Consider the following 22,308-nt stretch of genomic DNA (forward strand, 5'->3'; position numbering starts at 1 on the left):
GTCTCAGATCAAGGTGCGTTCGATCCGGCTCAGCACAGCGTTCCCGCCCGTGGCGCCGATGTGGCCGGCGTCCTCGGCCGACGGCGCGTTCCTCTGCTCGCGGGTGGTGCCCACCTGCTGGGAGAGCAGGTAGGCGATGATCTCCGCCTCCTGTTCCTGGACGTCGTCGTAGGTGGCGCGCAGCAGCATGTCCCGCACCAGCTCCGGGTCGAGATTGGGGAAGAGGAGGCGAGCGGTCGTCTCGTCGAGCAGGCCGGCCCCGCGATGGCAGCAGATGATGTGACCCAGCTCGTGCAAGATGATGTGCTCCTGATGCGCGGTGGTGGTGTTGGCGTCGTAGAAGATCAGGTCCTCGTCCCGTGCGGCAACCCACATGCCGCACGGGTGCGACGCCGGCATCTGCATCGGCACGAGCGTGATCGGGCGGCCGCGGACACTGCCGAGGTGGTGGCAGAGTTCGGCCACGTCGGCCACGTCCGGAAGGTCCAGGGCGGCGATCCGCTGCGCACCGGCCTTGCGCAGCTGCTTGAGCTGACTGCGGCGGTCCTGCTCGGCCGGGCGACTCTTCCTGAGCCCTCTCACTGAGTCGGATCCCCTCCCTCCGTATCGGGCACGTCGGTGACCGGAGGGAGCCCTTGCAACTGCCGGTACTGGTCCATGATGGCCGTGATCGCCTGGAGATTCTCCCGTTTCATGCCGGCGGCCCGCATCGCCACCGCGCGCACGCCCGCCTGCCGCAGTGCCTCGACGGCGGCCAGTTCGCTCAGGACCGACTCGGCGACCTCGTCGTCGAAGAAGTAGGCGACCGACACACCGAAGAACCGGGCCAGGGCCGCCAGGAGGTCCGGGGAGGGGTTGGAGCGCTTGCCCGTGCGCAGTTGCGAGAGGTAGACGCCGCCGACCTTCAGGTCGGGATTGTTCCGCTTCAGCTCCTCCGCCACCTCGGCGTTCGTCCAGTGCCTGCCCTTGGGGCGGACCGTTCTGAAGAGGCTGTCCAGGCGGGTGGCGAGCAGGGGTCGGTCGTCGGGCTCGGACACTGATCCTCCCTTCCGGTGCCCCTCGGTGATGCCCTTGGCTATACGACAGTTTTCCAGATTAGCTGTCAGTTGACAATTGGGCATGGCTCCGCCAACGTTGGAGCGCGCCGATAGCTGGTAGCTAACTTGGCTCACGGGGGTGGCCGAGTCGGCTCCGGCTGAGCCGGTCAGGCCTGCCCTCGGGGGTGGGCGGACCTGACCGGACGGCGCCGCTCGGCCCGTGTCCCGCCGCAGAACCGGCGGCGGGACACGGGCACGAGAAGACCCGCCCGGTCCGACGGGGGAACGGACCGGGCGGGAGCTCAACCAGCCTTGCCGAGCTTACGGTAGGCGGTGGCGACTTGGGTGAGCCAGGCCGTCTCCGCGGCGAAGTTGTCCGAATCACGATCTTCGAAGTTCGCCGTGTCCTTGTTGTCGTCGGGGATGGTGCCGGCGCGCTTGGCCCGCAGGGCCTGCCGGATCTGGGCGGCCTCGGCGAACGCCTGCCGCGACTCCTCGCCCGCCTGCGGGCGCGGCCCGCCGGTGCCGTCGGCGCTGCGGTCGATGTAGGGACGCAGGTCCCGCCAGCCGTCGCGTATCTCCACGACCCGCCGGTGGAGGCGGTAGTCGAGGTCGGCGACCGAGGCCGCGGGCGGCTCCAGGACGATGTCCGGGGAGGACTCGTACAGGTCCCGCCAGAGCGGATACAGGACACGGTAGGAGCGGTAGGTGTCCACCCATTCCACCAGCCGGACGGCCGGTGCGCCCCAGGAGGGCACGGTCAGGCTGAGGGAGAGGATCGCGATGCCCGCCGCGCTGAACACGTTGGAGGCGAGTGTCCAGGCGCCGATGTCGACCCCGGCCGCGGCGGTGAGGATGTTGACCGTCCTGGCCGAGCAGTAGAGGAAGAGCACCACCGCGGCGACGGAGAGCAGCCGCAGCGCCTGCCGCAGCGAGGTCTTGTCGCTCATCCGGGCGTAGGGCCCGCACTGGCGGAAGATGGTGACGCAGGGCACCGCCTGGGAGACGATGAAGAGCAACAGGTAGGTGAGGACCAGCGGTTGGCCGCTGCCGGTGTCGAAGTCGGAGGCCGGCCGTCCGGTGCCGTCGGCGACGAGGAAGAGCGCCGTCAGCAGGACGTCGAGGGCGACTCCGGTGATCAGCCAGTAGCGGCTCAGGCGTGCCGCCTCCGTCTCGGAGGCCGCCCAGTGCAGCAGGATGATCTGCGCGCTGACACAGAAGGCGACCGCCGAGAGGTGCATCACCAGGATGGCGAGATTTCCCACGCCCAGGAAGGCGCCGTCGCCCATGGCGACGGCGCCCATCGTGAAGGTGAGCGACTGCAGGAGCAGCGTGATCACCAGCGTGCGGTAGGCACTGTCCCGCCAGTTGCGGCGCACCTGGCACAGCCGGTAGACGAGCGCGGCGTACGAGGACAGCGCCGCGATGACGAAGCAGAGTGTTCTGATGGTGGTCACGGCCCGATTCCTGGGAAGCCGCGAGGGCGGCGGACGGCTCAGTCGGTCTTCTCGGTGGTGTTCTCGTCCACGGGGACTTCCAGGCCGATGCCTTCGGCCGCCACGGCGACGGCGAAGTCGAAGAAGGCCGTCTCGTCCCGGACGCTGTCGTGGGTGCGGCTGAAGACCTGGAACACCAGCAGGCCGATCAGACCGCTCCACAGAACGATGCCGCGTTCGACGAGGTCGGAGAAGGGAGCCTCGGGCGTGCCGCCGAAGAGGGCCAGGGCTTCCGGGCGCAGCAGCGGCGGTCCGGGCACCGTCCGGCGGGGCGGGGTGAGTTCACCGGCCTCCAGCGCGGACCGCACGATTCCGGCCAGCACCGCGGGCGTGCGTGAGGCCGGCGGCACGGTGTCCTGCGGGGCGTCGTAACCGGGAACGGGAGAGCCGTAGATCAGCGTGAACTCGGCGGTGTGGTCGAAGGACCACTGCCGCAGCGCCCGGGCGGCCGCGAGCAGCCGCGCGCCCGCCGGCGCCCCGGCGTCCCGGGCGGCCTGGTCGGCCCGCTCCATGGCGGCCCCGGACGCGTTGTAGGCGTCGATGATGAGGGCGGTCAGCAGCTCGTCGCGGTGCGGGAAGACGGCTGCCACGTCGGAGCGGGACAGACCGCCGGCCTCGGCGACGGCGTCCAGGGACAGCTGCCCGGCACCCAGGCTCTCCAGCAGCCGGCGTGCGGTGGTCTTGATGGCCTCCGCGCGTCCGACGGTCTCGTCGGCGGCGGGACTTGTTCCGGATTCCATGGTCAAACCGTACCTGTCGGTCACCATGGCGAGGGAGGCGGTTCGGCAGGTGCCGCGGCCGTGCCACCGGGTTCCGGCCATGCGCGCGGGAACGGGCGGGCACGGGTGGGCCGTTGGCGGAGCGGCGGCCGGCCGGCCGGGAAAGGTGGGCGGTCGAGGCGTGGTGCGGGACCGGGCCGGGTCGGCGTCGGACCTCCGGCGCCGGCCTCCAACCGGTCGTCGACGGCCGCCCGGTGGTTCCCGTCCCGGCGGAACAGCCGTCGCCCCCGGGCCGGGTGGCCTGCCGGACGTCGGTCGGCAGCGGCTCCGGTACGGCTTGTTCCTTACGCCTGCCGGGAGTTCGTACCACCGGCCCCGTCGGCCACGGCAGCCTGGCGGCCGGTGTCCCGGGCCGCGGGCCGGAGAGGCGGCTCGGGAAGGGCGGTCGCGGGCCGGCGGGGCGGACGGCGCGGGCCCGCCAGGACGACCGGTCGGGTTCGTTCCCGTCGCGGTGCCCGGTACGGCGTCCTTGGCGCGGCCCGCGTCCGCCGGGGCGTCTGCCTCAGACCACCGTGAGGGATCCCGTTCGTCCGGCGTACTCCCGCAGGCCCCGCGTCGTGTCGCCCGCCCAGCCCACGTATCCGTCCGGGCGGATCAGGAAGACGCCGGGGCCGTAGGAGGCCGGGGGAGCGGGGAGCGAGGGGAGGCCCGGGAGGGTCGCTCCGAGCAGTGTCCAGTGCGGTCCGCGGAACGTGTCGAAGAGCCGTACGCCCGCCACCGTGCCGTCGGGGGCGCGGTCGCCCGCGCGCAGCTCCCCGGCCTCCCGGCGCGTGTCGACGCTGAGGGAGGACTCCCGGTAGCCGACTCCGAGCTGCACCGTCGCCCTGCCGCGCCGCACCTCCCCGCGGTGCACGCCCGTCGACAGCTCCAGCATGGCCGCGGCGTTCGCCCGGCGCTCCTCCTCGTACGTGTCCAGCAGCGCGTCCGGCGCCCCGCCCCGCAGCACCGCGCCCAGCTTCCAGCCCAGGTTGTAGGCGTCCTGCACGCTGGTGTTCAGGCCTTGGGCGCCGGCCGGCGAGTGCACGTGCGCCGCGTCACCGGCGAGGAACACCCGGCCCACCCGGAACCGGTCCGCCAGGGCCGCCCGCGGCCGGAAGACGGACGCCCAGCCGACCTCCGTCACGTCCTCCGCGTCCAGGTGCGTGCCGCGGGCGACCAGCTTGCGGATGCCGTCGGGGGACACGTCCGGCCGCGACCCCTCCGGCAGGCGGGCCGCCAGCTGGAAGTCCTCCGTCCCGGCCAGCGGGCACAGCCCGAGGAAGCCGCCGTCGTCTCCGGGGAAGGCGTGCCAGTGGACCCGGTCCAGACCCTTCAGCCGCAGGTCCGCCACCACGAACGGCGCGGGGTCGACCGCCTCCCCGGTCATGCCGACGCCCAGCGCCTGCCGGACCGCCGAGCGCCCGCCGTCGGCCGCGACCGCGTACCGCGCGCGCAGTGCCGTACCGTCGGCGAACCGCGCCGTCACACCCTGTCCGTCCTGTGTCAGGGCCGTCACCTCGCGCCCGAAGGCGACCTTGCCTCCCAGTCGGGTCAGCCGCGCGTACAGCACCTCCTGCGTCCGCCACTGCGGGATCATCAGCGGCTCGCTGTAGGGCATGCCCTCGTCCGCGTCCAGCTTCTCGAACATCGACTCCTCGCCGAGCCGTTCGCCGTCCTTCCAGATCATCCGGTCCGGGTAGGGGCCGCCCGCCGCCCGGATGGCGTCCAGCACGCCGAGATCGTCGAAGACCTCCTGCGTACGCGGCTGGAGTCCCTTGCCGCGCGATCCGGGAAAGAGGTGCTCGCCCCGCTCCACGACCAGCGCGTCCACACCCCGGCGCGCCAGGTCGATGCCGAGGGTGAGGCCGGTCGGACCCGCACCCACGATCAGAACATCCATGACATTTCTCCTTAACATCGTTAAGTTCTGCCCTTCGAGAGACTGCCCTTAACGGTGTTAAGCTGTCAAGCGTGAGTACGGACAAGCGCGCTCCCCTCGACCGCGAGCGGGTCGCCGACACCGCCCTGCGACTGCTGAACGAGGTCGGCCTGGACGGGCTGACGCTGCGGGCCATCGCCAAGGAGCTGGACGTCAAGGCACCCGCCCTGTACTGGCACTTCAAGGACAAGCAGGCGCTGCTGGACGAGATGGCGACGCTGATGTACCGGCGGATGCTCGCCCACACCGCGCTCGACCCCTGCGACACATGGCGGGAACGGCTGCTCGCCGTCAACCGGGGCTTGCGAAGCGCGCTGCTCGGTTACCGCGACGGCGCCAGGGTCTTCAGCGGCTCACGCTTCACGAGCACGGACCACGCCCCCGCGCTGGAGGCGAACCTGCGGCTGCTGACCGGGGCGGGACTCGGCCTCACCGAGGCGGTCGACGCGGGGCGCACCGTGAACGCCTACACCATCGGCTTCGTCATCGAGGAACAGGGTGTGCGGCCCCTCCCGGGCGAGCGCCGGGAAGGGTTCGACATCGAGGACCGCGCCCGCCGCATGGCCGGCTTCCCGCTGGCGGCCGAGGCCGGCAGGCTCCTCTTCGACGACTACGACCGGCAGTTCGAGGAAGGCCTGGCACTCGTCGTCGCCGGCATCGCGGCGCGATACGGACTCGCGCCGTGACGCGGCGGTTCGCCTCGCGGCGGTAACTCACCCTCTCGTTCGTCTCGTTGGTCTCGCCGGAGAGCCGATCGCCGGTTCCGGCGAAGGATCGCCCGCCTCGGCGGCGGCCGTTGCCCGAAGGGGCGATCATGAGGCCTGTCCGCTCGAACCGAGGAGGAGCCGTGCAGGTGGAGCAGGTGGACTGGGTCGGGATTCCGGCAGGAGTGTTGCGCAGGGGTACACCGGCCGACGAAGTGGCGGCAGTGGCCCGCCGCTACGCGGACACCGGCGTGCCCGTGGAGTGGTACCTGAAAGAAGCCCCGCGCGCACAGATCCACGTCCCGGCGTTCCGGATCGCCCGCACCCCGGTCACGGCCGGCCAGTGGAGGCTCTTCGCGGCGGACACCGGCAGGCCGCTCCCGCAGGCGCCGGCGGACCACCCGGTCATCGGGGTCACCTGGGAGGCGGCGACGGCCTACTGCCGGTGGCTCGGCGAACGGCTCGGCGGCCTCGAGGTGCGGCTGCCCACGGAGGACGAGTGGGAGCGAGCCGCGCGGGGCGACGACAGCCGGGAGTTCCCGTGGGGTGACGAGTACCGCACCGGCCTGGCCAATCTGGTGGACCTCGGCATCGGCACCACGACACCCGTCGGCTCGTTCCCCGAGGGTGCCAGCCCGTTCGGCGTGCTGGACATGGCCGGCAACGCCGACGAGTGGACCTCCACCCTCTACGCCCCCTATCCCGGCGCGCCCGCCGATGTGCCGGGCACCGAAGACTGGGCCTTCGACCCGCACATCACCCGGGGCGGCGCCTTCCGTCACGACCGGGACCTGGCCCGCTGTGCCCGCAGGCACGGCGTCTACGAACCGGACCTCGAAGCGATCGGTGTGGGCTTCCGCCTGGCGGCTCCGGCCGCGTAGGAACCGGACGCCGGACGCTCGCCTCCGTACCGGCCTCCATGTTGTAATAGCCCCCAGCACTTAGCACCTATTACCTAATCAGGGAGTGGCCGTGCCCTTCAGGACCACCGCCGAGGCGGTACGCGCATGGGTCGAGGGATGGGTCGTCTCGCGTGGCGCGGTCCGACCGACGCCCCGGTCCTGGGGGTTCACCGTGGACGTCGGCCTGCCCGGGGAGGTGGCCCGGCACGTCGTGACCGCCGCCGACGAGGCGACCGTCCGCAAGCTGGCCGAGAACACCACCGTCCCCGGCATTCCCCTCAAGGTGTTCGTACCGGCGCGGACCCTGAAGGCGTGGCTGCCGCCGGGCTGGGTCCTCCTGGACGGCCACGCCGCCCTCATGGCCGCACGGCTGAGCGCCGGCGGGACCCCGCTCCGCCTGGCCGACGGCTACCGGCTGCACACCTGGGAGCGGGCCGATGTCACCCGCGTGGTGGTGCGCGCCGCCGACGGCGCCTTCGCCGCGCGCGGGCAGATCGCGGTCACCGGCCCGACCGCCGTGGTCGACCAGGTGGAGACGCACCCGGCGCACCGGCGCCGGGGGCTCGGCCGCGTGGTGATGGGGACGCTCGCCGAGACCGCGGCCCGCCAGGGCGCACGGGCGGCCGTGCTGGGCGCGACCGAGCAAGGCCGCGCCCTGTACGAGACCATGGGCTGGCAGGTGATCGCTCCGCTGAGCGCCGCGGTCCGCAGCACCGCAGACACCGGGGCCTAGGCTCCTGCCACGCCGCGGCGGGACCTGTCCCGGGCGTCCTCCGAAGGGTGCGGCGACGCTCAGGCAGGCCCGGTCCGCGTCGCCGCCGGCAACGCATGAAGGCGGCCGGTCTCTGTGTCGCCGACATCCCCGGCATCGCCCGCATCGCCGATGGCCCTGGTATCGCCCGCCGGCGGCAGCGGACCGTCCGCCTGGCCGCCGCCCGTGGGCCCGTCGCCGCACCCATCGGTGCTTTCGCGCGCGTGTGCGGGCCTGCGCCGTGACGACGGATCCGCCTCGGCACCCGTGCCGACTGCCCCGTTGCCTGCCGTCATCGTCCACCGCCGCGCGCGGTCCGCGAGCGGCGGCTGCGTGGGCGCACGCCCCCGGAAGCGGCCCGGACCGGCGCCCGCACCCACCGGACGCACCGCCGATTTGACGAACGGCCGTACGCCGGACGAGAGTTGGCCCGGACCGGCCTGGCCCCCGAGTGCGGCCGTCGGCCGAGTGTTTCCGCTGCCCGTGTGTCGTCGGCCGGGTGGACGCCACGGCCCGCCGGGACGGGTGCGGCGCCGGAGACCGGGCCCGGAATTCGGATCATGGCCTGAAACTCCGTTGTACGAAATGTTGCGGCTGCGTAAAAAACGCGTACTTGACAGGCACTGATCGCGATAAAAGGCGTGATGGTGCCGGTGCGGCCATGGATTGATTGCTTCCGTTTTCCTGTTTCCGCTCTCCTGTTTCAGGCCGTATTCCCGAGGGTGTGTTGCATGTCTCGTCGTGCCTCGTGTTGGCTATGCCCTGGGCCGAGCGCCTCGTGATCAACGAGAGGGAAGCTGCTTATGGCGAGGGTTAAGATCAATCCTGCTCGATACAGCCAGTTCGGGCCGGCGGAGGGAAGCATCTTCTGCCTGATTACGAACCGCGAGCTCGAGGCCGAGCTGGAGATCGTCGAGGAAGCGCCGTACGCCGAATATCGGACGATCTTTATCGGCAAGGGCGACGACTTCGAGTCCATGCTGGCTGACGAAACCATTCCTCAGCAGTCACACTCCTTGGTCATCTCGCCGTACCGCTTTTTTGAGTCGCCCTCGGAAGAAGCCCTCGGTCCTCGCCGCAAGCTGATGGGGATGGCCTGCAACTCGACGCCCGCGGATCTCGAGATCATCCGGCACTTCATCCGTGTCATCGAGAACACCTCCGCGAAGGAGCAGGGCGAGTTCAGCGACCGCTTCTTCGAGCTGGCCGAGACCACGGACCACCTGCTCTACGTCGACGAGCGGCACGGCACCCGCGCCGTGCTCGATCACCTCGCCGAGGACCTGATCTGGAACCAGCAGGCCGGCCCCCTCGAATGGGGAGAGCAGCAGATCGTCCCCTCCGGGGAGATCAGCGTGCTGCCGATGCAGATCGTCGAATTCGACGAAAAGCTGCACCTCCCGCTCGAAGGCAGCATCGCGTTCCGCGGATTCCCCATCCTGCACAGCGGCACGCCGTCGTTCACGCGCAAGGACCAGGCCCGCCTGTCCGGCAAGCTCGCCGGCCTGCAACACGAAGCGATCGTCTGCGACGTCACCAAAGGCACGATCACCTCCTTGCGTCCCTTCCGGAAGGAAGGCGCCGAGGTCGCCAAGGTCTTCGAGGCCATGTTCGAGATCGACTCGCGCTACGCGCTGGTCTGGGAGATCGGACACGCCCTCAACACCAGCCTGGACATTCTTCCGGGCAACCATGCCATGAACGAGGTGTACGGCGGTGAACGAGGCTGCCTCCACTGGGGCCTGGGGCTCACGCCCTTCACCCAGTACCACCTCGACATCATCTCGCCCGACACCACCGTCTACACCGAAAACGGAGACGTGGTCCTGGGTGACAAAGGCGGCGCTCCCAGCGTTCGTATGGCCCCTGTCGGCTGACCGGGGCATGAGCGAATCGCATGAGCGTGAAATCCACGCCGAAAGGAGGTGACGGCCATGAAGAAGACCATCAAGGTCCGCAAGAACAGCAACTACCTCGGCACCCTGCTGGGCTGAGCCGGGTAGTCGGGCCGGTTTCCCGGGCCCGTCTCCTGTCGGATCGAGCACCGGTTTGGGGGTGTGCGCCATGAAGAAGACCATCAAGGTCCGCAAGAACAGCAACTACCTCGGCACCCTCCTGGGCTGAGCCGAGTAGCAGGCAGCCACGCGCGAACGCTCCAGAAGCATCGCGCCGGGCGTGCCGTAAGCGGGGCGGGCCGAGGTGATAGCTCGGCCCGCCCCGCTGACATACCGGCACAACGACCTGGGAGTGTCACAGTGATTATCGTCCGCCCTGAAGCCTATCGCCAGTACCCGGCAGGCCATAACCGATTCACGCTCGTTGTGGAAGAGCGGTTCTCCGACCAGATCCGGTTGGAGCCCCCGAGCCGCTACGAGGCATGGGACACGGTCACGGCCGGGCCGGACCGCTCCCTGAGCGACCTGCTGCGCTCCGGCATCCCGACGGACAGTGACGTTCTCGTCGTTGCCCAGGACGACCGGCTGCTGACGGCGCCTGCCGCCGAGGTGGGCCCGGACCGTACCGTCGCCACTCTCCGCGCGGGCACCGGTCCCTTCGCCCTCGACCAACTGGGCGGGCTGCTCGCGGCGCTGGAGAAGACCGACCCCAGCACCCTCGACGCCGCCGGCACGGCGTTCGGCGATGCCGTGGCGGGGGCCGGCGGCCTGGTCCTGGAAGAGGCCCTGACCGGAGCCGTGGCGAAGATGACCTTCACCGCGCCGACATGGTCCCGGACCGACACCGGCACCTTCCGGACCGGCACCGCGCAGAACGCGTTCGCCGGCCTGCGAAGCCTGGACCTCACGGGTGCCGGCACCAGCGTCACCGGTCAGATCGCCGTGAAGGGCTGGTCCGTCGTCCGCACGCGCGAGCCGGACACGGCCGCCTGCCAGGAGCTGTTCGAGAAGCTGTCCGGACTCTTCCACTACCCGCTCGTCCTCACCGTCGAGGACGGATCGGTGACCGAGATGAAGGCGACGGAGACCGGGTCGGCGTCCGCGGCCACCGCCCTGACACAGCTCTTCGCCACGGACCCCGGCCACGCCAAGGTCACCGGACTGGAGTTCGGCCTCAACCCGGCCGTCCCGCAGCTGCCCTTCAACTCCGAGTCCAACGCCGTCGGCACGGGCAAGGCCGCGGCCTCCGTCCACCTGGTGCTCGGCGCGCTGCCGCAGACCGGGTTCCAGGTCGTCCTGGACTGCGCCACCAGCTCCCTCAGCGTGCTCGGCGGCGACGCCCCCCTGGCCGGAGCGGGCACGGCCCCCACCGCTCAGGGCCCCCGCCGCCGGATGAACCGCGTCTCGTCGGCCAGCTGCGGTTGCCACTGACATGGCCGCCTCCGACACACCCCTGTGGGAGCAGCGCTTCCGCGCCCCGCGCCACACGCTTCCCGCCTGGGCGAAGAGCTCGCCGGAGCGCTGCGTGTTCGTCAGCGATCGCTCCGGCAACGCCCAGGTCTACTGCTGGGACCGTACGGCCGGCACCTTGCGGCAGGTCACCGATCGCGCCTCCGGCGCCCAGCACTGCGCCATCGAGGCGTCCGGCGAGGCCGTGTGGTGGTTCGCCGACACCGACGGGGACGAGCGCGGCCAGTGGATGCGGCAGCCGTTCGGCGGCGGCCCCGACGAGCCCGCCGTACGGGACCTGGAACCGTACTGGCCCGCCGGACTCGCCCTCGGCCTGCGCGGACACAACCTGCTCGGCCACACCACCGAGCACGGCACCGACGTGTCCCTCGTCCTGCCCGGCGGCACGGCCCGCCGCCTCTACCGGCACGAGGAGCCCGCGTACGCCGTCGACCTGTCCCGTGACCTCGCCCTCGCCGTCATCGCGCACAGCGAGCGCGGCGACCTGTGGGAGCCGGGCATCCGCGTGCTGACGACGGACGGCGTCGCCGTCGCCGACCTCGACGGCGAGGCCGTGGGCTTCTCTCCCGTGCCCGGCGACAACCGGCTGCTGGTCCTGCAACCGCACGAGGACCGCTGGGAGCCCGCCCTCTACGACCCGCGCACCGGCGAACGCGTCCGCCTCGACCTCGGGCTGCCCGGCGAGGTCTCCGTGGAGTGGGCGCAGGACGCCGCGTCCCTGCTCGTCGTCCACGATCACCAGGCGCGCTCCGAGGCGTTCAGCTACGACCTGGCCGCCCGTGAGCTGACCCGGCTGAAGACTCCCGACGGCACCATCGAGCACGCGCGCACCCGCCCAGGCGGCGACGTGTGGTTCTCGTGGTCGGACTCCGCCCACCCGCCCGTCTTCCTGGCCCTCGACAGCGACCCTCGGTTTCCCGCCGCCAGCCGTGCGCCGCAGACCGCGCTCGCCGCCGACGTATGGGTCGACGGCCCCGGCGGCCGCGTCCACGCCCTGCTGAGCCTGCCCCGGACCGGCACGAAGCCGCACCCCGCGGTGTTCCTTCTGCACGGCGGGCCCGACGAACACGACCAGGACGCCTTCGATCCCGAGGCGGCGGCCTGGACGGACGAGGGGTTCGCCGTCGTACGCGTCAACTACCGCGGCTCGACGGGCTACGGCCGGGCCTGGACGGAGGCCCTGCGGCGCCGTGTCGGCCACACCGAGCTGGAGGACATCACCGCGGTACGGCAGTGGGCCGTCGACCAGGGGATCATCGACCCCGCCCGCCTGGTGCTGGCCGGCTGGTCGTGGGGCGGCTATCTGACCCTGCTGGGACTCGGCACCCGGCCGGACGACTGGACCGTCGGCCTGGCCGGCGCGCCGGTCGCCGACTGCGCCGCCGCGCACCACCAGGCCATGGACGACATCAAGGCGCTGGACCGCAGTCTCTTCGGCGGGACCCCGGAGGAAGTCCCCGAGGTCTACCGCGACGCCTCTCCCGTCACCTACGCCGATGCCGTCCGCGCACCAATCTTCATCAGCGCGGGGGTCAACGACGCCCGGTGCCCCATCGACCAGGCCCGCGCCTACGCCGAGCAGCTGCGAGCCCGCGGCCTGCCGGTGGAGTTCCATGCCATGGACGCGGGCCACAGTGTGACGGCCGTGGAGGAACGCGTCACGGTCTTCCGCCGTCAGCTCGACTTCACCCGGACACACCTCGATGCCGTAGGGAGGCTGTCATGATCTGCCGATGCGCCCCTGGGAACACCCATCGCGGTGAGATCGTCGTCCACCGCCCGCGGCGGCTCCGCGAACGCCTGCTGCGCCGGCACAGCCCCGCCTGAGCGCGGCCGGCGTCCGGGCGGAGGGCGCCGGGTCCGCCTCCGCGTCCGCGGCGAGCCGGGGCACGCACCTCCTACTCCAGGGCACCGCCCAGCCGGGCCATGTGCGTACGGAAGGTGTACGACGGGTCCCGCTGTCGGCGTTCCGTGAACTCCGCCCAGCGCAGTTGCTCGCGCAGACTCACTCCGTGCAGCGCCTTCTCGGCCTGCCGCTGCTCGGCCGCCACGATGGTCCTGGCGACGTCCACGACCTCCGGGTACGTCTTGGCCGGGATGACGATCAGGCCGTCGGAGTCGCCCACCGCGACGTCACCCGGCTCGAACGGGAACGGCTGCCCCGTGGTGTCACCGGTGTCCGGACGCAAGGTGGGCGACGACGGGCACGGCCCCAGGCTGAACACCGGCAGCCTGATGAGGGCCAGCTCGTCGGTGTCCCGGTGACATCCCCACACCACCAGGCCCGCCATCCCGGCCAGCCGTGCTTCGATCGCGACGAGGTCGCCCATGCATGCCTCGTCCGTCCGTCCGCCGTTGTCGATGAAGAGCACATCTCCCTCGCGTGCCTCGTCCAGGCCCTGGAAGATCGAGGCCACGCCCTCGGTGTGCCGGATCCGGCGCAGCGGCCCGGCGAGTCTCATGCCCTGCGCGGCCGGGCGCAGGGGGAGGGGCGGCAAGGTGAGCCGTTGCCCCAACCGGATACCCGCGTCCCACAGTGCCGCCGTGGGCCACACCTGCCCGTCGGCCGGGTCTGCGTTCATGGTGCCGGCTCCCCTCATCCCGCGATCAGCCGGGTCACGGCCGCCGCGGCGGCGCCGAGGACGACCACGAGCAAGGTGGGCCACTTCCGCCAGACCCCGAACGCGCCGACGAGCAGACCGACGACGCGGGCGTCGACCGTCAGCCGCTGGCCGTCGGCGAAGATCTGGGTGGAGATGAGTGCCGCGAGCAGGGTCGGTGCCATCAGGGCCACCACCCGCTGCATTCTCTCCGGCAGCTCCTGGCCGCCCAGCAGCACCGGTCCGGTGGCCTTCAGCGCCATCGACACGGCACCTACGAGCAGTACCGCGAGCCATACTCCGTTCATTATTTCCTCAATCCCAGCAGACAGGCGACCGTGGCCGCGATCAAAGGCACGCCCGGTGAGGCGACCGGTGTCAGCGCCAGTGCGATCGCGACGCCGAGGATCGCGCACACGAGCGCGCGCCGATCGTTGATCTGTCCCTTGAGCAGGGCCAGGAAGAGGACGGGCGACACCACGTCCAGTCCGAAGCGCAGCGGGTCCCCGACGTACTCCGCGCCCAGCACACCGACGGCCGTGCCGCCCACCCAGGCGCAGTAGACCACCACACCCGCGCCGAGCAGCCGGCCGCGTGAATAGCGGCCGCCGCCCAGGTGTCCCACGGCCCAGGACTCGTCGACCACCAGTTGTGCGGAGAGGAAGCGCTTGAGGGCGTTGCCCTTCATCGCCGGGGCGACGCTGATCCCGATCGGGAGGTAGCGGGAGTTGAGCAGTACGGCGGCCACGATCGCGGCGGCGATGCCTCCGCCGGTGCCCACCACGGAGGCGGCCGCGAACTGGGCCGATCCGGCGAAGGTCGTCAGGGACATGGCGATGGGGGCCATGATTCCCATGTCGGCGGCTCGTGCCACCACACCGAAGGACACGGCGAAGCCGAAGACGGCGATCGCCAGCGGGATGGCCATGCGCAGTCCGCGCAGCCACTCTTCCTTGAATCCGGCCTGAGGATAATACCCTTCAGATGTAACGGGGGGAGCGGGTAATGCCTCTTGGGAGTCCATCGACCCTCCAGTCCGAGCCGGTCCATTGTGACAGATGATACGGAGCCATGATGCGGTTTACTAGTTACTCCGAGGCTTCGGTGACATGGGCCGAGGACCTGGTGAACACCTACAACGTCGTCCGCGAGAAGGAGAAGATGCCTGATGTGGCCGCGCTGACGGAACTGCTCGTCGCACACGGCATCCGGGTCGAGGACGTGCCCACCGACAAGGACCTGGAGCGGGCCCGCACCCTGCGAGCGGCCCTGCGGGAAGTCTTCGGCGCCCCGGACGAGGAAACCGCGGTCACTCTCCTCAACCGCCTCCTCGCCGAGCACCACGCGGTCCCGCACTACACCGACCACGACGGCGAATGGCACCTCCATGTCACCGGCCCGCAGGCCCCGCCCGTCGACCAGTACGCCGTGAACGCCGCCATGGGCCTCCTCGGTGTCATCACCACCACCGGCATGAGCCGCCTGCACGTCTGCCGCGGCAACCGCTGTGCGGAAGTGTTCGTGGACGTCTCCCGCAACCAGTCACGTCGCTACTGCAGCCCGCAGATCTGCGGGAACCGCGCGAGCGCCGCCGCGCATCGGGCCCGACGGCGGGCTGCCACGTCCGGCCGCCAGGACTCATCGGCGTAGACCGTGGCCTTTGGTGATGTCCAGGACGGTGGAACGGACGAGCCGGTCGACGGCGCGGAAGGTGAGTGACGGCTGCGCGCGCAGGACGGTGCGGTCCGCCTCGTCCCGGCCGTACGGCGCCGGGGCCCGGCAGAGGGGCAGTCCGTGGCGGGCGCGGGACGGCGAACCGGGGCACCAGGTGCGGGTCCCCGGCGCCGTACACCGCACGTGGTCGCCGTACCACGGTGCCGGCGGCCTTGGTGCGGCCGTAGGTGTTCAGGTGGCCGCGCACCGGGTCGTCCTCGGCGATGGGGGAGCGGGCGGGGCCGGGCAGAGCGGGTAGGAGGCCATCAGCCGTAGCGGTTCACCCATCGAGGCCGAGTCGGTCGCCTCGCCGGAAGCGGGAGCGAGCAGCGCCTCCGGCCGTGCCGTCACCGGCGGTCTCCAGCAGCGCGCGGACGGTGGTTCCGGCCGGTGGCCGAGTCCGTGACCTCCTCCGCACGGGTTGAGGACATCGCCGTACCGGATGATTGTCGCCATGCGCGTTCAATGCGTGACCGGACCGACCGGACGGTAAGCGCCCGGGATCTGCGCCGACGCACCACCGGAGACGAGCGAAGCGGTGGTGGTCACCAGGCGTGACGGCGCGTCCGGGAGCAAGCTTCGTGACCCTGCACGCCCGCACCCTGCACTCGAATGAAGGATGTGCCGGCCGAAAAGATTCGGAAGGATCGTTACCGCCCCGCCGACACGGCGATTCGCTGGATCAGTACCTGTAATTCTCAGGGAATTCAGATGATCTGCGCAACACGGGGCGTTTACGGTTTCGGTGGTCGAGGAGTGCCATGACGATTTCGGCCGACGGTACGCCGCACGCGAAAGGCCCCGTCTTCACGGGTGACGCCGGTGTGACGTTCGCCTTCCCCGCGGCCGGCCCGGCGGAGGAAGCGGCCCGGCGCGCGGTGGTGCGGGCCGCGGACCATCTGCTGGCCCGGCAGGACGCCGCGGGATGGTGGAAGGGCCGTTTCACCACGGACGTGAGCTATGACGCCCACGATCTCTTCCTGCGCCACCTGCTCGGTGTGCTCGACGACCGTGTGGCCAAGGCGAGTGGCCGGTGGATCCGCTCGCAGCAGAGCGCGGACGGCTCCTGGCCCCTCGTCTTCGACGGCGCGGGCCATCTGGGAACCACGATCCAGACGTACGTCGCTCTCCGGCTCGCCGGGGACGGCCCGGACGAGGAGCACATGCTCCGGTGCGCGGCATGGGTGCGCGAGCAGGGCGGCGTGGCGGCCGGCCAGCTGACAGCCCGCGTATGGCTCGCCCTGCTCGGCCTGTGGAGCTGGGACGATCTTCCCGAAGTCCCGCCGGAGATCATCGCTCTGCCCAAGTGGGCGCCGCTGAACATCTACTCCTTCAGCTCCGTCATGCGCGTGGCGCTGGTCGCCATCAGCATCATCAGCGCACATCGGCCCGCGCGGCCGGCTCCCTTCGGCATCGACGAACTCTTCGCTCCGTCCAATACCTCGGCGGGCCAGCCGAGGCCGGACAACGGCTGGGAGAAGCTCTTCCGGCGTCTGAACGCCACTGTGCGCGTGTGCTCCAAGGGCATCCCCCGTCCGGTACGCGAAGCGGCGGCGAACGCCTGCGTCCGCTGGCTCCTGGAGCGCCAGGAGCCGGACGGCAGCTGGGGCGCGTGCACCCCGATGACCACGTGGGTCGTCCTCGCCCTGCACCTGCACGGCTACCCGCCGGACCATCCGGTGCTCAAGGCCGCCTGGGGCTTCCTGGAGGAGTGCGCCGCGTGGCCGGAGGACGACGTACGGGCGTTGCACACCGTCCACAGCCCGGTATGGGACACCTGCCTGTCCACCACCGCGCTGCTCGACGCCGGTCTGGCGACCGACCATCCCGCGCTGGTCAGGGCCGCCGACTGGCTGCTCACCCGGCAGGCCGACCGGCCCGGGGACTGGGTCGCCCGGCGGCCCCGGCTGTCTCCCGGCGGCTGGGCCTTCCAGTTCCACAACCAGCACTACCCCGACAACGACGACACCTCCGAGACGGTCCTCGCGCTGCGCCGGGTCGGCCATCCCGACCGGGTACGCGTCGACGACGCGCTGGACAGGGCGGCGCGGTGGTGTCTCGGCATGCAGAGCCGGAACGGCGGATGGGCCGCCTTCGACGCGGACAACACCAGCACTCTGCCCGCCAGAGTCCCGTTCTTCGACTTCGGCGAGTTCTGCACCGATCCGCCCACCGCCGACATCACCGCCCACGTGGTGGAGATGCTGGCCGCGCTGGGAAAGGAGCGCGACCCCCGCACCCGCCGCGGCGTCCGCTGGCTGCTCGGGCAGCAGGAGGCGAACGGCGCGTGGTACGGACGCTGGGGAGTGAACTACGTGTACGGCACCGGCTGTGTCCTTCCCGCCCTCGTCGCCGCCGGAGTTCCCCGCGGGCACGCTGCCGTCCGGCGCGCCGTCGCCTGGCTGATCTCGGTACAGAACGCGGACGGCGGCTGGGGCGAGAACTGGCACTCGTACGCCGATCCGGCCTGCGCCGGCCGTGGCCCGTCCACCCCTTCGCAGACCGCCTGGGCGCTGCTCGCGCTGCTCGCGGCGGGAGAACGCGACAGCACCATGGTGCGGGACGGGATCCGCTGGCTGACCGAGAGGCAGACGGAGGAAGGCACCTGGGAGGAGCCGCAGTTCACGGGCACGCTCGTTCCCCGGGCCGTGGCCGGGCACTACGAGTACTACGGGCACGTCTTCCCCTTGATGGCGCTGGGCCGCTATGTCCAGCGCACATGTCCCCCACGTGATGTGCAGGTGGGCCGGCAACGAAAAGAAGCGACGGAGCCGGACCGGTGACCGGCCTCCCCTCTGAAAGGCGCCCTCGCGTTGAGTACTGAAACACTGGCGGTCGAGTCCGACTTCTTCGCACCGCGCACCGCGATCGACAACCTTCTGTTCGAGTTCCTGACGGAAAAGGCACGGACCGCTCCCGTGCCCGGCCAGTCGGCGCTCATCCTCATGCTGCGCGACTTCATCTCCGGGGGAAAGAGAGTCCGTCCGCTGCTGTGCGTGACCGGATGGATCGCGGCAGGCGGGCGGGGTGACACCACGCAGGCCGTCAGGCTGGCCGCCTCCATCGAGCTGGCACACACCTGTGCACTCATCCACGACGACATCATGGACGCGTCCGACAGCCGCCGCGGGCGCCCCACGGTCCACCGGGCGCTGGCCGACCGGCACCACGTACCGTGGATGGCGCAACAGTACGGCGTCGGCGGAGCGATCCTCCTGGGCGACCTCGCTCTCGTCTGGTCCGACGAGTTGCTCCACACCACGCCCATGCCCGACGCCCACCGCGTCGGCGTCCTGCGCTGCGTCGACCTGGCACGCAGCGAACTGATCGCCGGCCAGCACCTGGACCTGCTGACCACCGGCAAGCTCCACGCCAGCGTCGAGACGCTGCTGAGCGTCATCCGCTACAAGACCGCCAAGTACACCATCGAGCGCCCCTTGCAGGTCGGGGCGGCCCTCGCCGGTGCCGGGCAGGACGTCATGAACGCCTGCAGCGCCTACGGCGTCCCGCTGGGTGAGGCCTTCCAACTCCGGGACGACATCCTCGGCGTGTTCGGGGACCCGGACCGGACGGGCAAATCCCGCCTGGACGACCTGCGCGAGGGCAAGTCCACCAGCCTCATCGTCCATGCCCTGCGCGCCTGCGGACCCGCCCAGGCCGGCCGGCTGCACGCGCTGATCGGCGATCCCGACCTCGGGGAGCAGGAAGCCGCGGAGGTCTGCGACATCCTCACCAGCACGGGAGCCCGGAGCGCGGTCGAGCGAATGATCGAGGAAAGATACCGGCAGGCCCTGGACTCCCTGGCCCTGGCCCCCTTTCCGGACGACGCCGTCCGCACCCTGAAGGACGTCGCGGAGGCGGTCGTGCACCGCACGGCGTGAGGCCCGGCCCAGCCGCCGACCGACACCAGGAGACACCCCGGCCGTACCCCGGCCCGGCCGATAACGGAGTACGGACCCACAGTGATGACCACGACCGCGCCCGCGGTGGTTCTCCAGAGCGCCTGGCGCGAGATTCGCCTGAGCTGGCTGTTCATCAGCGCCGACCGCTGGACCACCATCTTCCCCGCCACCTGCTTCGTCATGGCGGCCATCGTCCACGCCCGGCTGTCCCCGTCCGCAGCCGTGACCACCCTGGTCGGCGGCGCCCTGTACTTCTGGCTGTTCGTCTACGAACACACTCTGGCCAACCAGCTCGTCGGCGTCGAAGAGGACCGCGTCAACAAGCCCTTCCGGCCCCTGGTCACCGGCCAGAGCAGTATCCGGGGCGCACGGCTGCGCCTGAACGCCGTCCGGGTCCTCTTTCCCGTGTACGGATACTGCCTGGGCGTCCTGGAATGGGCCCTGATGTGGCAGATCCTCTCCCTGCTGCAGCACGAGTACGGCTGGGGCCGGCACTGGCTGGGCAGGAACCTCTACGCCGGAATCGGAGTCGTCGCCCAGCTGGCCGCCGCCTGGGAGATGGTCACCGTCATGACGCCGGACGCCTGGCGCTGGATCGTGACCCTCACGGTCACCGTGACCCTCCTCATGTCCGTCCAGGACCTCCGCGACATCACCGGCGACCGCGCGGTGCACCGCTCCACCATGCCGCTGGTCTTCGGCGAAAGACCCACCCGGATCTTCCTGTGCACCGGTTTCGCCGTCGGGCCCCTGGCCATCCACCACTTCCTCATGGAGCCCGCCGGGCCGCACTGGTGGATCACCGCCACGGACGTACTGCTGTGCGGTCTGAGCCTGGTGCTCTCCGTCCGGGTGATGCTGTTGCGGGGACGGGAACAGGACCAGCGCAGCTACCGCCTGGTCGAACAGTGGTACACCCTCGCCCTCGCCGCCTCCGTCTACACACTTCGCTGAGGGAAGGGCCCGACGTGACCGCAGAGGCCGCGCAGCAGGTGCAACAACAGTCACGGCTGCGGATCAGCAGCGTATGGAAGGCGTACGGCCGCAGACAGGTCCTGCGCGGTGCCGACCTCGACGTGCCCGCCGGAGCGCTGATCGGCGTCGTCGGCGAGAACGGCGCGGGCAAGAGCACCCTGCTCCGGATCGCCATGGGGCACCTGGCACCCGACCGGGGCACCGTGGAACGCACCGGCACGGCGGGATATTGCCCGCAACACGCCGTGCTGAACGACTCGTTCACCGTCACGCAGCACCTTCGCCTCTTCCAGGCCGCCTACCGGCTGCCGGCTCTCACGCGCGCCCACGAGCTGATGGACCTCCTGGCGTTCGCCGACTGCGGCCGGCAGCGCGCCGGGGACCTCAGCGGAGGCACGCGGCAGAAGCTGAACCTCCTGCTCACCCTCATGCACGATCCACAACTCCTGGTGCTCGACGAGCCCTATCAGGGTTTCGACTGGGACACGCATCAAAGGTTCTGGTCGCTCGCCGCTCACCTGCGCGACCAAGGCAGGTCGATCGTCGTGGTCTCGCATCTGCTGCACGATCTGCACCACTTCGACGCGGTCGGCCACCTGCGCGACGGCCGCCTCGACATGGAGAGGCCCACCCGATGACGTTCCGCCCTTCGGCGTACACCGAAATGCTGCGCTGCACCCTCCTCGGCCACCTGCGCAGCCGCATGGCGGTGCTCCTGGCGGTCGCGTTCATCCCCGCCTGGATCATGGTGGCACGTCTGTGCGCGTCGGACCGGCCCCTGAGGTTCTCCCTGCAATCCGTGCACGCCGATGTCCACGCGCCGGCGAATCACGTCAGCCAAGTGGTGAACGCCCTCGCCGCCGTCACCTTGGTCACGGGATTCTCGATGTTCATGGAGACCTTCAAAGCCGGGGAGATGGACCGCCGGCTGGTCCTGGCCGGCTATCCGAAAGTCCAGATGCTGCTGGCCAAGGTCACCGCCGTCGCCGTCGTCACCACGCTCATCGCCGTGTACACCACGGTCCTGCTCCGCGGCTCGCTGCCGGTGAACCAGCTGGGCCCGCTGGCCCTCGCCGTTCTCGGCGCCGGTCTCGCCTACGGCGGGATCGGCCTCCTGCTCGGCTCGTTGGTACGCGGCGAGCTGGAGGGCTTCTTCCTCGTCATCATGCTCAGCCTGGTCGACACCGGCCTGCAGAACCCCGTCCTCAACGTCGCCGATCTGACCGGCCTGAGCGTGCTTCCTCTCTACGGCGCGTGCCAGTCCGCGCTGGCCGCGGCGTTCACGTCCTTCTCCTCCTGGCCGTACGGGCTGCTCTCGTTCGCCTGGTCCGCCTCGACCAGCGCCCTGGCCCTGCTCGCCTTCCATCTGCGCACCCGCTCCCACTGCCGGATCGCCGCGGACACGGTTGCCTCAGCACCGCAGCCGGGGTGAAAGGGCGAGGCACGGCCCTGCCCGGCGGTGCGGCGAACGCGGCGGAACCCGGGCCCTCCACCCGGTCCTCGCCCGCGCGCCGCGCCTCCTCGGTGTGACGGCACCGGTCGTGGCACGCGCCGGGCGGACGCAGCGAAGACCCCCTTGCCGAGGTGGCATGGGGGTCTTCGCCGGGCGGGGATCAGACGCGGTGGGCCGTCAGGGTGACGGTGAACGTCTCGAGGAGGTTGCCCTGGGTGTCGTAGCGGCCCGAGGTGCCGGTCGACGACCAGGTGCTGCCGTTGATGGTGCCGGTCTGGTCGGCCTTGATGTAGGACACGACGGCGCCGGTGGAGTCGTAGATCGGGTGCTCCAAGTGGAAGGTGAACGTGGAGCCGCTCTGCTTCCAGGTGCCGGTGGCGAGGTAGGCGTTGTCCTCCGGGATCATCTTCAGCGTGCCGTTGCCGTAGAAGAAGAAGTGCGGCTGGACCGGGTTGGGGCCGGCGGTGCCGGAGCCCTGCCACTCGCCGGCCAGGCTGGCGTAGGTCACGTCGGCGGCGACCGGGGCGTCGGCGGCGGTGGAGGCGGCGGACGCGGTGGCGGCGCCCAGGCCCGTCAGGGCGAGTACGGCGGTGGCGGCGACGACGCCGGCGCGGGTGGCGATGCTGCGCATGGAGTTTCCTTTTCCCGATGAGGTGTCGATGGTGAAGTGAGGCTCAGGTGGTGCGTCGAGGTGGTGCGGAAAGAGTCTGTGC

General features: G+C 70.9%; 21 protein-coding genes. 12 read left to right on the top strand and 9 right to left on the bottom strand.

Annotated features, from left to right (window positions below):
- Window positions 1-3 precede the first annotated feature (3 nt).
- From SCK26_RS35970 to SCK26_RS35990, 5 genes are all read right to left on the bottom strand, one after another.
- Window positions 4-582 (bottom strand): toxin, encoded by a 579-nt coding sequence (locus SCK26_RS35970; protein WP_318205572.1) that lies wholly within the window; start codon window positions 580-582, stop codon window positions 4-6.
- Window positions 579-1,037, bottom strand: a complete 459-nt coding sequence (locus tag SCK26_RS35975) for a helix-turn-helix domain-containing protein (RefSeq protein ID WP_318205573.1) — start codon at window positions 1,035-1,037, stop codon at window positions 579-581. Before SCK26_RS35975 ends, SCK26_RS35970 begins: the two co-directional genes overlap by 4 nt.
- A gap of 302 nt (window positions 1,038-1,339) precedes the next feature.
- The gene (locus SCK26_RS35980; RefSeq protein ID WP_318205574.1) at window positions 1,340-2,494 is read right to left on the bottom strand and encodes an MAB_1171c family putative transporter; all 1,155 of its coding nucleotides are present in this window, start codon (window positions 2,492-2,494) and stop codon (window positions 1,340-1,342) included.
- 38 nt (window positions 2,495-2,532) lie between these two features.
- A complete protein-coding gene (locus SCK26_RS35985) occupies window positions 2,533-3,273 on the bottom strand; it encodes a TetR-like C-terminal domain-containing protein (RefSeq protein ID WP_318205575.1) in 741 nt (246 codons plus the stop codon).
- 541 nt (window positions 3,274-3,814) lie between these two features.
- Window positions 3,815-5,191 (bottom strand): FAD-dependent monooxygenase, encoded by a 1,377-nt coding sequence (locus tag SCK26_RS35990; protein ID WP_318205576.1) that lies wholly within the window; start codon window positions 5,189-5,191, stop codon window positions 3,815-3,817.
- Between the two features lie 71 nt (window positions 5,192-5,262).
- Between SCK26_RS35990 and SCK26_RS35995 the strand changes: the two genes are divergently transcribed.
- From SCK26_RS35995 to SCK26_RS36020, 6 genes are all read left to right on the top strand, one after another.
- Window positions 5,263-5,916 carry a TetR/AcrR family transcriptional regulator C-terminal domain-containing protein gene (locus tag SCK26_RS35995; protein WP_318205577.1) on the top strand — a complete coding sequence of 218 codons (654 nt, stop codon included), beginning with the start codon at window positions 5,263-5,265 and terminating at the stop codon, window positions 5,914-5,916.
- Window positions 5,917-6,044: 128 nt separating this feature from the next.
- A complete protein-coding gene (locus SCK26_RS36000) occupies window positions 6,045-6,815 on the top strand; it encodes a formylglycine-generating enzyme family protein (protein WP_318205578.1) in 771 nt (256 codons plus the stop codon).
- A gap of 91 nt (window positions 6,816-6,906) precedes the next feature.
- Complete coding sequence (locus SCK26_RS36005) at window positions 6,907-7,569, top strand: GNAT family N-acetyltransferase (RefSeq protein WP_318205579.1); 663 nt, start codon at window positions 6,907-6,909, stop codon at window positions 7,567-7,569.
- 821 nt (window positions 7,570-8,390) lie between these two features.
- Window positions 8,391-9,464 carry a hypothetical protein gene (locus tag SCK26_RS36010; protein WP_318205580.1) on the top strand — a complete coding sequence of 358 codons (1,074 nt, stop codon included), beginning with the start codon at window positions 8,391-8,393 and terminating at the stop codon, window positions 9,462-9,464.
- A 444-nt stretch (window positions 9,465-9,908) separates the two neighbouring features.
- Window positions 9,909-10,913, top strand: coding sequence for a hypothetical protein (locus SCK26_RS36015; protein ID WP_318205581.1), 1,005 nt, complete (start codon window positions 9,909-9,911; stop codon window positions 10,911-10,913).
- Window position 10,914: 1 nt separating this feature from the next.
- Window positions 10,915-12,678 carry a prolyl oligopeptidase family serine peptidase gene (locus SCK26_RS36020; protein WP_318205582.1) on the top strand — a complete coding sequence of 588 codons (1,764 nt, stop codon included), beginning with the start codon at window positions 10,915-10,917 and terminating at the stop codon, window positions 12,676-12,678.
- Window positions 12,679-12,850: 172 nt separating this feature from the next.
- On the opposite strand, the gene SCK26_RS36025 is transcribed toward SCK26_RS36020, so the two are convergent.
- From SCK26_RS36025 to SCK26_RS36035, 3 genes are read right to left on the bottom strand one after another with little or no spacing between them, the layout of a single operon-like run.
- Window positions 12,851-13,534 (bottom strand): RraA family protein, encoded by a 684-nt coding sequence (locus SCK26_RS36025; RefSeq protein ID WP_318205583.1) that lies wholly within the window; start codon window positions 13,532-13,534, stop codon window positions 12,851-12,853.
- Window positions 13,535-13,548: 14 nt separating this feature from the next.
- Window positions 13,549-13,860 (bottom strand): AzlD domain-containing protein, encoded by a 312-nt coding sequence (locus SCK26_RS36030; protein ID WP_318205584.1) that lies wholly within the window; start codon window positions 13,858-13,860, stop codon window positions 13,549-13,551.
- Complete coding sequence (locus SCK26_RS36035) at window positions 13,860-14,480, bottom strand: AzlC family ABC transporter permease (protein ID WP_318205585.1); 621 nt, start codon at window positions 14,478-14,480, stop codon at window positions 13,860-13,862. The genes SCK26_RS36030 and SCK26_RS36035 overlap by 1 nt, the downstream gene beginning before the upstream one ends.
- A 176-nt stretch (window positions 14,481-14,656) precedes the next feature.
- On the opposite strand from SCK26_RS36035, the gene SCK26_RS36040 reads away from it, so the two are divergent.
- From SCK26_RS36040 to SCK26_RS36065, 6 genes are all read left to right on the top strand, one after another.
- Entirely contained in the window at window positions 14,657-15,202 is a 546-nt protein-coding gene (locus SCK26_RS36040) for a CGNR zinc finger domain-containing protein (protein WP_318205586.1), read from the top strand.
- Between the two features lie 824 nt (window positions 15,203-16,026).
- Window positions 16,027-18,048 carry a squalene--hopene cyclase gene (shc, locus tag SCK26_RS36045; protein WP_318205587.1) on the top strand — a complete coding sequence of 674 codons (2,022 nt, stop codon included), beginning with the start codon at window positions 16,027-16,029 and terminating at the stop codon, window positions 18,046-18,048.
- A gap of 30 nt (window positions 18,049-18,078) precedes the next feature.
- Window positions 18,079-19,146 (top strand): polyprenyl synthetase family protein, encoded by a 1,068-nt coding sequence (locus tag SCK26_RS36050; protein WP_318205588.1) that lies wholly within the window; start codon window positions 18,079-18,081, stop codon window positions 19,144-19,146.
- Between the two features lie 84 nt (window positions 19,147-19,230).
- Entirely contained in the window at window positions 19,231-20,121 is an 891-nt protein-coding gene (locus SCK26_RS36055) for a UbiA family prenyltransferase (protein WP_318205589.1), read from the top strand.
- Window positions 20,122-20,135: 14 nt separating this feature from the next.
- On the top strand, window positions 20,136-20,780 hold the full coding sequence (locus SCK26_RS36060) for an ATP-binding cassette domain-containing protein (RefSeq protein WP_412080817.1): 645 nt from the start codon (window positions 20,136-20,138) through the stop codon (window positions 20,778-20,780).
- Window positions 20,777-21,574, top strand: a complete 798-nt coding sequence (locus SCK26_RS36065) for a hypothetical protein (protein WP_318205590.1) — start codon at window positions 20,777-20,779, stop codon at window positions 21,572-21,574. Before SCK26_RS36060 ends, SCK26_RS36065 begins: the two co-directional genes overlap by 4 nt.
- A 181-nt stretch (window positions 21,575-21,755) precedes the next feature.
- Here the strand turns inward: SCK26_RS36065 and SCK26_RS36070 are convergent, their stop codons facing one another.
- Window positions 21,756-22,226 carry a hypothetical protein gene (locus SCK26_RS36070; RefSeq protein ID WP_318205591.1) on the bottom strand — a complete coding sequence of 157 codons (471 nt, stop codon included), beginning with the start codon at window positions 22,224-22,226 and terminating at the stop codon, window positions 21,756-21,758.
- Window positions 22,227-22,308: the final 82 nt, after the last annotated feature.

Origin of the sequence: Streptomyces sp. SCL15-4 (genome assembly GCF_033366695.1) — a bacterium.
In the GTDB taxonomy this organism is placed as follows: domain Bacteria; phylum Actinomycetota; class Actinomycetes; order Streptomycetales; family Streptomycetaceae; genus Streptomyces.

Coding starts and splice junctions, on each gene's coding strand:
- SCK26_RS35985 (WP_318205575.1), bottom strand. CDS start 3,273: ATGGAATCCGGAACAAGTCCCGCCGCCGACGAGACCGTCGGACGCGCG.
- SCK26_RS35990 (WP_318205576.1), bottom strand. CDS start 5,191: ATGGATGTTCTGATCGTGGGTGCGGGTCCGACCGGCCTCACCCTCGGC.
- SCK26_RS36000 (WP_318205578.1), top strand. CDS start 6,045: ATGAGGCCTGTCCGCTCGAACCGAGGAGGAGCCGTGCAGGTGGAGCAG.
- SCK26_RS36010 (WP_318205580.1), top strand. CDS start 8,391: ATGGCGAGGGTTAAGATCAATCCTGCTCGATACAGCCAGTTCGGGCCG.
- SCK26_RS36020 (WP_318205582.1), top strand. CDS start 10,915: ATGGCCGCCTCCGACACACCCCTGTGGGAGCAGCGCTTCCGCGCCCCG.
- SCK26_RS36025 (WP_318205583.1), bottom strand. CDS start 13,534: ATGAACGCAGACCCGGCCGACGGGCAGGTGTGGCCCACGGCGGCACTG.
- SCK26_RS36030 (WP_318205584.1), bottom strand. CDS start 13,860: ATGAACGGAGTATGGCTCGCGGTACTGCTCGTAGGTGCCGTGTCGATG.
- SCK26_RS36035 (WP_318205585.1), bottom strand. CDS start 14,480: ATGGCCATCCCGCTGGCGATCGCCGTCTTCGGCTTCGCCGTGTCCTTC.
- shc (WP_318205587.1), top strand. CDS start 16,027: ATGACGATTTCGGCCGACGGTACGCCGCACGCGAAAGGCCCCGTCTTC.
- SCK26_RS36055 (WP_318205589.1), top strand. CDS start 19,231: ATGACCACGACCGCGCCCGCGGTGGTTCTCCAGAGCGCCTGGCGCGAG.
- SCK26_RS36065 (WP_318205590.1), top strand. CDS start 20,777: ATGACGTTCCGCCCTTCGGCGTACACCGAAATGCTGCGCTGCACCCTC.
- SCK26_RS36070 (WP_318205591.1), bottom strand. CDS start 22,226: ATGCGCAGCATCGCCACCCGCGCCGGCGTCGTCGCCGCCACCGCCGTA.